The following is an 8,204-nucleotide window of genomic DNA, read 5'->3' as shown; positions in this document are numbered from 1 at the left end:
CCAGCGTTCAATCTGAGCCAGGATCAAACTCTTCAGTTTAATCTCTGTTACTTTGCCGTTTTACCGGCACCGTCATTGCTGACGGGTCGCTCACTCAAAAAACTGACAGGCCACTACTTTCGTAGCGCCTATTTCATTATTTCTTGTGAACATTTGATATTTTAAGTATTACAGCAATCCGAAGATCGCTGCTGCACCTACATCAAATGCCCACACTTATCGACTGTTAATTGTTAAAGAACTGTATTCGGTACTGCTTTCGCGCTATCGACAAAGCGTTGTGTTTGTCAGCTGCGAAGAAGGAAGAGTATGAAGCATTTCGCTAAATCCGTCAACTCCTTCTTTTTACTACCCTCACCGTTTCCAGTGATCCCGTTGTTTCGCAAACTGCTGCGTCTCATTGGGGAGGCGAACTATAGCAAAGCGCTCCGGCGGAAGCAAGGCTTTCTCCGTAATACATGGAATCATTTTTCAATTCCCCGGCAATAGTTAATATAAAAGTCAGCTTTCAAACGTACCACGCCTTATTCATGGTTAAATACATCACCCTGACCATTTGACAATTTACCTGTAGGTTCGCTTCGTGCTCCTGAATACCGATCAAATTCTCTCCCTGGCACCCGATGCCAGTTCCGCCAAGGCAGGTAGCCAGCTGGCCTCTCCCGCCAAATGGGATAAGCTGGGCCGCTCGGAGACGGCCACCTGGGGCGAATGCAAGGGTAGCGGCAAGGATCCCTACCGCACCCAGATCGACCTGGGCGAACCTGCCTTCAAATGCTCCTGCCCCAGCCGTAAGTTTCCATGCAAGCATGGACTCGCCTTGTATCTGCTCCTGGCGCAAGACAGCGCCTTGTTCGCAGCAGCGGAAGCGCCCCCATGGGTCAGCGATTGGCTGCGCGACCGCCAGCAGCGTGCCGAGAAAAAGCGCTCTGGCGCATCGGAGCAGCCGGCCGCGCAAACGGAAGAGCAATCTGCCGCAAGCGCCGCCACCAACCTGAAGCGCGCGGAAAAACGCGAAAACAAGGTGGCCAGCGGCCTGGCCGCACTGCACACCTGGTTGCATGACCTGGAACGCGAGGGCCTGGCCACCGTGCGCGACCGCGGCCCCGCATACTGGGAAGCCATGGCCGCCCGTCTGGTCGACGCCCAGGCCGCCGGCCTGGCCGGCCGCATCCGGCGCGCCGGCAAGCTGTGCTTTCAAAGCGGCGTGCAAGACTGGAGCCAGCAACTGGGGCGGGAACTGGCCGCTATATATATGCTTGGCGATGCCTACGCCAGGCTGGAAACGCTCTCGCCCGACCTGCAACACGATGTGCGGACCCACATCGGCTGGACCACCAGCAGCGAAGACGTGCTGGCCCTGGCCGGCGTCACCGATTGCTGGCAAGTACTTTCACAACAGCACAGCGAGGAAGACCGCATACGCACGCGTGCCACGTGGCTGCGCGGCGCGCGCAGCGGCCGCTGGGCACTGCTGCTGCATTTTGCTGCCGGTCCGCAGGGCTTCGAACAGGCGATCAGCGTCGGCACGCAATTTGAAGGCGAACTCTGCTTCTACCCTGGCGCCTGTCCGCTGCGCGCGCTGGTCCGCGAGCCAGGTACGTCGCTGCCGCTATCGACGTTCCCGACCGAGCAGCCATCCTTCCTGGCCGCAATGGAGTCCTATGCCGACGCGCTGGCGGCGCAGCCATTCCTCGAGCGCTATCCGCTGGCCTTGTCCGGCATGACGGCGCACATGGAAGACGCCGGCTTGCTGCTGCGCTGTCCCGATGGACGGCCCCTGCCCGTGAACGCATCGTTCCGCCATGCCTGGCACTTGCTGGCAGTCAGCGGCGGCCACCCCGTCACCTTGGCGGGCGAATGGGATGGCCGCGCCTTCGCGCCCTGGAGCGTATGGGCCGACGGCCGCCTGTATAACTTTGAAAGCGATTTTTGCGCATGAGCAAACTCGACGCCGCCCTGCAGATGGGCAGTTCCCGGGCCAAGATTGCCTTCGAAGCAGAATTGCCGGAAGACTTGCGCCCCCTGCTTGTTGACGATGCCGGCGAAGGCAGGCTCTGGCGTGCCATCGGCGCACTCGCCCTGTGGACGCGCGCCGGCTACCTCCCGCCCGCTGCCGTGCCAGCCACAGCGATCTCCAGTACCGATACGCAAGACGATGCGTTGCAGGCTTGCCCGCCCCGTGCGGAAGCCATGTTGGCGCATCTGCTGCGGGACAGCCATCCGCCATTGCGTGGCGAATGGTTGCGCCTTGCCGCTTTGCACCACTGCCGCATTCCGGCCCGCCTGCTGCCCAGGATGCTGGAAGCGGGCAGCAGCCAGCAGGCGCTGCGGCCTGCCATCGTGACCGTGCTGGGTGCGCGCGGCCACTGGCTGGCGCGGCAACATGCGCAATGGACGTGGGCGAGCAGCACGCCTGGCAATGACGACGGCGACATCGCGGCGCAGTGGGAAGCGGGCACGCTCGCACAACGCGTGCTGGCCCTGCGCCAGTTGCGGGCACGCGATCCCGCCGCGGCCTTGCAGTGCCTGCAGGTAAGCTGGAGCCAGGAATCACCCGAAGACCGCGCGCTGCTCCTGCCCTGCTTGAGCGTCTCGCTGAGCCTGGCCGATGAAGCTTTCCTGGAGGCGGCGCTGGACGACCGCCGCAAGGAAGTCAGGTTGCAGGCGCAGCAGCTGTTGCGCACCTTGCCCGGCTGCGCGCTGCAACAGCGCATGCTGGAACGGCTGACGCCATTGCTCCATCTGCAACGGCGCAAACTGTTTCCTGATAGCCTAGACGTCGCGCTGCCCGCCGCCAGCGACAAATCCATGCTGCGCGATGGCATCGGCGCGCAAGGCTGGCCGCAACTGGGCGAGAAAGCAGGCTGGCTGGCCGACATGCTGGCATCGCTGTCGCCGCTGCACTGGAGTGAACTGTTTGACAAGTCTCCCGCACAGTGCCTGAAGTTGGCGCTCAGCAACGAGTTCCACGGCGCCCTGGTGCTGGGATGGAGCAGCGCCCTGCTGCGGCAGATGCACGCCGGCACGACCACGCCGGCCGCAGCCGCGGCACTGGGCGACTGGCTGCAGGCGCTGGCCTTGCTCTGGCTGGCGACGGATGGCGTGCGCGTACACTATGCGCGCGATTTTTTCTCCGCCTATGGCGCATTGCCCGCCGCCGACGTGCATTCCCGGCTTGCCCAGCTGGTCGACGCCTGCGGCCCCACGTGGGGCGACCCGCAATTGCCACTGCTGGGCGTGCTGGCCGACGCCGCGCGCGCCTCGCCTGCGCCCTGGCCAGCCACCCTGTCGCTGGCCGTGATGCAGCGCCTGCGCGCCGGCCTGTCCACATTTTCAGTACCTGCCTGGCACTTCAAGCCGACGCTCGAAGCATTTGCGCAAGTACTCGATCCGGCCGCCATGGCTGCCTGCGAAGCAGGCTGGCCGACCGGATCGCCGGCATGGGCCAGCTGGCAGGCGCCCGTCGACGACATGTTCAGCGTGATCCGTTTCAGGCATGCATTATCCCTCTCTTTTCAGGAGCAAATTTGATGTCCAGCATTACCAACATTCTTCGCCAGCATGCTGAAAACCAGTTCGCCACGGAACTGGAAGCCTTGATCGCTGCCGACACCCGGCAGCGCCCGCCACGCTGGAAGATGTCGCCATGGGCAGTCTCCAAGTATTTGCTGGGCGGCAAGCTCGACAACGGCGTCGAGATCACGCCCAAGTACATCGGCAATGCGCGCGTGATCGAAATCGCCGTCGCCACCCTGGCCACGGATCGCGCCCTGCTGCTGCTGGGCGTGCCGGGCACGGCCAAGTCCTGGGTCTCGGAACACCTGGCCGCCGCCATCAGCGGCGACTCGACCATGATCGTGCAGGGTACGGCCGGCACCAGCGAAGAGGCACTGCGTTATGGCTGGAATTACGCGCACCTGCTGGCGAAGGGGCCATCGCTCGACGCGGTCGTGCCCAGCCCGCTCATGCGCGCCATGCGCGAAGGAAAAATTGCCCGTATCGAAGAACTCACGCGCATCCCCGGCGAAGTGCAAGACAGCCTGATTACCATCCTGTCGGAGAAAATGCTGCCGATCGCCGAGCTCGATGAAGAAGTGCTGGCGCAAAAAGGCTTCAATGTGATCGCCACCGCGAATGACCGTGACCGCGGCGTGAATGAATTGTCGAGCGCACTGAAACGGCGCTTCAACACCGTCGTGCTGCCGTCACCGCGCACGGCCGATGAAGAAGTGCGTATCGTGGAAACCCGCGTTGCCAGCCTGGGGCGCGCCCTGGAATTGCCCGGCGAAGCGCCGGCACTGGAAGAAATACGCCGCATCGTGACCGTCTTCCGCGAATTGCGCGAAGGCGTGACGGCCGATGGCAAGACCAAGCTGAAAGGTTCCAGTGCCAGCATGAGCACGGCGGAAGCCATTTCCGTGATCACGCACGGCATGTCGCTGGCGGCCCACTTTGGCGATGGCGTGCTGCGCGGCGCCGACCTGGCGGCCGGCATGGTGGGCGCCATCGTCAAGGACCCGGTGCAAGACCGCGTCGTCATGCTGGAATACCTGGAAACAGTGGTCAAGGAGCGCGATGGCTGGAAAGACCTGTATCGCGCTTGCCGCGACGTCATGAATTGAATCCCAACAGGCAACGATGAGCATTCACCTTTTCGGCATCCGCCACCATGGTCCCGGCTGCGCGCGCAGCCTGGTCCGGGCGCTGGAAGCCTTGCAGCCGGACTGCATCCTGATCGAGGGACCGCCCGAAGCGGACGAGCTGATACGCTACGCGGGCGACGCGGACCTGTGCCCGCCCGTGGCGCTGCTCGTGTATGCACCGGCCGAGCCGCGGCGCGCCGTCATGTATCCGTTTGCGGAATTCTCGCCGGAATGGCAAGCCATGCGCTTTGCCCAGGCGCATGGCACCCCCGTGCGCTTTTGCGACCTGCCGCAAGCGCATCGCCTGGCCGAGATTGCGGGCGAGAAAGACGCCGAAGCCGACACGCCCGCAAGCGACGAGGCCATGCATGCGGACCCGCTGCGCTGGCTGGCCAGTGCCGCCGGCTTTGGCGACACCGAAACCTGGTGGGACCACCTGGTCGAGCAGCGCGGCGACAGCCTGGACTTGTTTGCGGCCATTGCCGAAATGATGGACGTGGTGCGCAGCGAAATCGCACTGCCGCCAAATGCGCTGGAAAGCCGTCGCGAAGCCTATATGCGCAGCATGATACGCCAGGCGGAAAAACAGGGACACCAGCGCATTGCCGTCGTTTGCGGCGCTTATCACGTTCCCGCGCTCAAGCAGATGCCCAGCGCCAAGAGTGATGCGGAACTGCTCAAGGGTTTGCCAAAAATCAAACTGGCAGCCACCTGGACGCCGTGGAGCTATGGCCGGCTGACCTTTCGCAGCGGCTATGGCGCCGGGGTCGAAGCGCCAGGCTGGTATCACCATCTGTGGCAACGGCCTGAGCAGGCGGGACTGTACTGGTTGACCGATGTCGCCACGCTGTTGCGCAAGCATGATCTCGATGCGTCGCCGGCCCACACCATCGAAGCCTTGCGCCTCGCCGATACGCTGGCCGCCATGCGCGAGCGTTCGCGTGCGGGCCTGGGCGAATTGCAGGACGCCGTGCGCTCCGTCTATTGCTACGACAGCGAACTGCCGCTGCGCCTGATCGCCTCGGCGCTGCTGATCAACGAACGCCTGGGCCAGGTGCCGGCCAGCGTGCCAACCTTGCCCCTGGTGCAGGATGTGCAGGCGCTGCAGAAACGCTTGCGCCTGCCGGTGCGCGCCGATGCGAGCGAACTCGCCCTGGATCTGCGTGAAACGGCGCACCTGGAAAAGAGCGTCTTGCTGCACCGCCTGGCCCTGCTGGACATCAGCTGGGGCCGCCGCCTGCGCGTACATGGGAAAAGCGGCACCTTCCACGAACAGTGGCAACTGGCGTGGGAACCGGAATTTGCCGTCAAGCTGATCGAAGCAAGCCTGTGGGGCAGTACGGTGGCCGATGCCGCCACCGCATGCGCACTCAGCCGCGCGGCCAGCGCCGAGACCTTGCCGCAACTGACGGCGCTGGTGGAAGAGATCCTGCTGGCCGATTTGCAAGGCGCCATCGATGGCGTCATGCGGCGCATGCAGGAAGTGAGCGCAACGACGCCGGACCTCGGCTATATGCTGGCGGCCCTGCCGCCACTGGTCAACGTCATGCGTTACGGCAGCGTGCGCGGCACAGATACCAGCGCCCTGTCCAGCATACTCGACGGCCTGGTCATGCGCGCCTGCATTGCCCTGCCAGCCGGCGTGCGCGCCCTGGCAGACGAAGCGGCGGGGGCGCTCATGCAGACGCTGGTCGGCGCCGACCAGGCCATCCGCCTGGCGCAACGGGCCGATTACCAGGCAAGCTGGTTCGCGGCACTGGAACAGGCGGCCTTGTACGACGCCACGCACGCACTGCTGGCCGGGCGCTGCACGCGCGCCCTCAACGAGCAGGGCCACTGGAGCATGGAGCGGACGGCAAGCGAACTGGCCTTGCGCTGTTCCCATGCGCTGCCGCCCTTGAGCAGCGCCCATTGGCTGGAAGGCTTTTTGCATGGCAGCGGCACTTTATTGATACACAATGACGAATTGTGGCGCCTGATCGATGCCTGGCTGGCCGGCCTGGCGGCCGATACCTTCATCGAACTGCTGCCCTTGCTGCGCCGCACTTTCGGCAGCTTTGCCGCACCCGAGAAGCGCCAGTTATCGGAACGCGCCAGCCAGGGCGGCGGCACGCAGGTTCCGCTATCGGCAGGCATGCCACTGGACGAAACACGGGCGCGGCGCATCTTGCCCACCTTACGATTATTGCTGGATTCCACGCCGGCGCAGGAGCATGCATGAACGATGCAATCAAGACCGGTGAAGCCGCGCGCCGCTGGCGCATGGTATTGGGCAAAACCGATCAACAGGACGAGATCGCCTTGAGCCAGGCCGACCTGGCCATGGACCGCACGCTGGAATCCGTCTACGGCCAGGGAGCGGCGGCTGAACGCGGCGGAAACTTGTCGGCGTCGGCGCCGAATGTGGCGCGCTGGCTCGGCGACATCCGTCAATATTTTCCCTCCTCCGTCGTGCAAGTCATGCAGAAAGATGCACTCGAACGCCTGGGCTTGCAGCAAATGCTGCTGGAGCCGGAACTGCTGCAAGCGGTGGAAGCGGACGTGCATCTGGTCGCCACCCTGCTCAGCCTGAACCGCATCATGCCAAACAAGACCAAGGCCACGGCGCGGCAAGTGGTCAGCCGGGTCGTGCAAGAACTGGAACGCAAACTGGCTGCGCCGCTGCGCCAGGCCGTGGCAGGTAGCCTGAGCCGTGCAGTACGCAATATGCGGCCGCGCCACAATGAAATCGACTGGCTGCGCACGATACGTGCCAATCTTAAACATTACCAGCCAGACTATCGGACGATCGTACCGGCTACCCGCATCGGCTTCGGGCGCAAGGGACAGTCGCTGCGCGACATCGTGCTGTGTATCGATCAGAGCGGCTCGATGGCGCCATCCGTAGTATATGCCAGCGTATTTGCCGCCGTATTGGCCAGCATCAAAGCTGTCTCCACATCGGTGGTGGTGTTTGATACGGCGGTGGTCGACCTGACGCCATTGCTGGCCGATCCCGTTGACGTGCTGTTCGGCACGCAGTTGGGCGGCGGCACGGATATCAATCGTGCGCTCGCGTATTGCCAGGGTTTGGTGACGCGTCCGCAAGAGACGATTTTTGTGCTGATCAGCGATCTGTATGAAGGAGGCAATAACAAGGAAATGCTGGCGCGGGCAGCCAGTTTGCTGGCCAGCGGCGTACAAGTCATCGTCTTGCTGGCCCTCGATGACAATGGCGCACCCTCGTATGACCATCACAACGCGGCCCGGCTCGCAGCCATGGGCGCACCTTGCTTCGCCTGCACTCCCGATCTGTTTCCAGATCTCATGGCCTCGGCCATCAAGCGTAACGATATGACGCAATGGGCTGCCCAGGCAGGCATTAACGTTATCGGCGGCACCGAATAGCCGCTGATGGCAGAAGGCACAAAGGCAGCGCGCAGCGCTGCCTTTTTTTCGTCCGCCGGCGTTGCTGGCAAAACATCCAGACGAAAAAAAACCCGACCATTGCTGATCGGGTTTTTCTCTAGGTGAAACAGCCGGGGGCTGTTTCACCAAATAACAAGCCTGACGATAACC

Annotated in this window: 5 protein-coding genes; all 5 read left to right on the top strand. The window is 63.3% G+C overall.

From position 1 onward, the window contains the following. Positions 1–583 precede the first annotated feature (583 nt). Genes BXA07_RS29360 through BXA07_RS29340 form a run of 5 tightly spaced genes read left to right on the top strand, consistent with a single transcriptional unit; the run spans position 584 to position 8,033 of the window. Entirely contained in the window at positions 584–1,942 is a 1,359-nt protein-coding gene (locus BXA07_RS29360) for an SWIM zinc finger family protein (RefSeq protein WP_076573218.1), read from the top strand. Continuing rightward, positions 1,939–3,534 (top strand): DUF5691 domain-containing protein, encoded by a 1,596-nt coding sequence (locus tag BXA07_RS29355; protein WP_076573217.1) that lies wholly within the window; start codon positions 1,939–1,941, stop codon positions 3,532–3,534. Before BXA07_RS29360 ends, BXA07_RS29355 begins: the two co-directional genes overlap by 4 nt. Before the next feature lie 8 nt (positions 3,535–3,542). Further along, positions 3,543–4,625: an ATP-binding protein gene (locus BXA07_RS29350; RefSeq protein WP_212592398.1), complete on the top strand. Its 1,083-nt coding sequence runs from the start codon at positions 3,543–3,545 to the stop codon at positions 4,623–4,625. Between the two features lie 16 nt (positions 4,626–4,641). Beyond that, positions 4,642–6,867, top strand: a complete 2,226-nt coding sequence (locus BXA07_RS29345; RefSeq protein ID WP_076573215.1) for a DUF5682 family protein — start codon at positions 4,642–4,644, stop codon at positions 6,865–6,867. A 41-nt stretch (positions 6,868–6,908) separates the two neighbouring features. After that, positions 6,909–8,033, top strand: coding sequence for a VWA domain-containing protein (locus BXA07_RS29340; protein WP_244556459.1), 1,125 nt, complete (start codon positions 6,909–6,911; stop codon positions 8,031–8,033). The last annotated feature ends 171 nt before the right edge of the window (positions 8,034–8,204 follow it).

It is taken from the genome of Janthinobacterium sp. TND4EL3 (assembly GCF_900156175.1).
Classification (GTDB): domain Bacteria; phylum Pseudomonadota; class Gammaproteobacteria; order Burkholderiales; family Burkholderiaceae_D; genus Janthinobacterium.
Note: the sequence above shows the minus strand (reverse complement) of the source record. Positions and strands in the feature narration are given on the sequence as shown.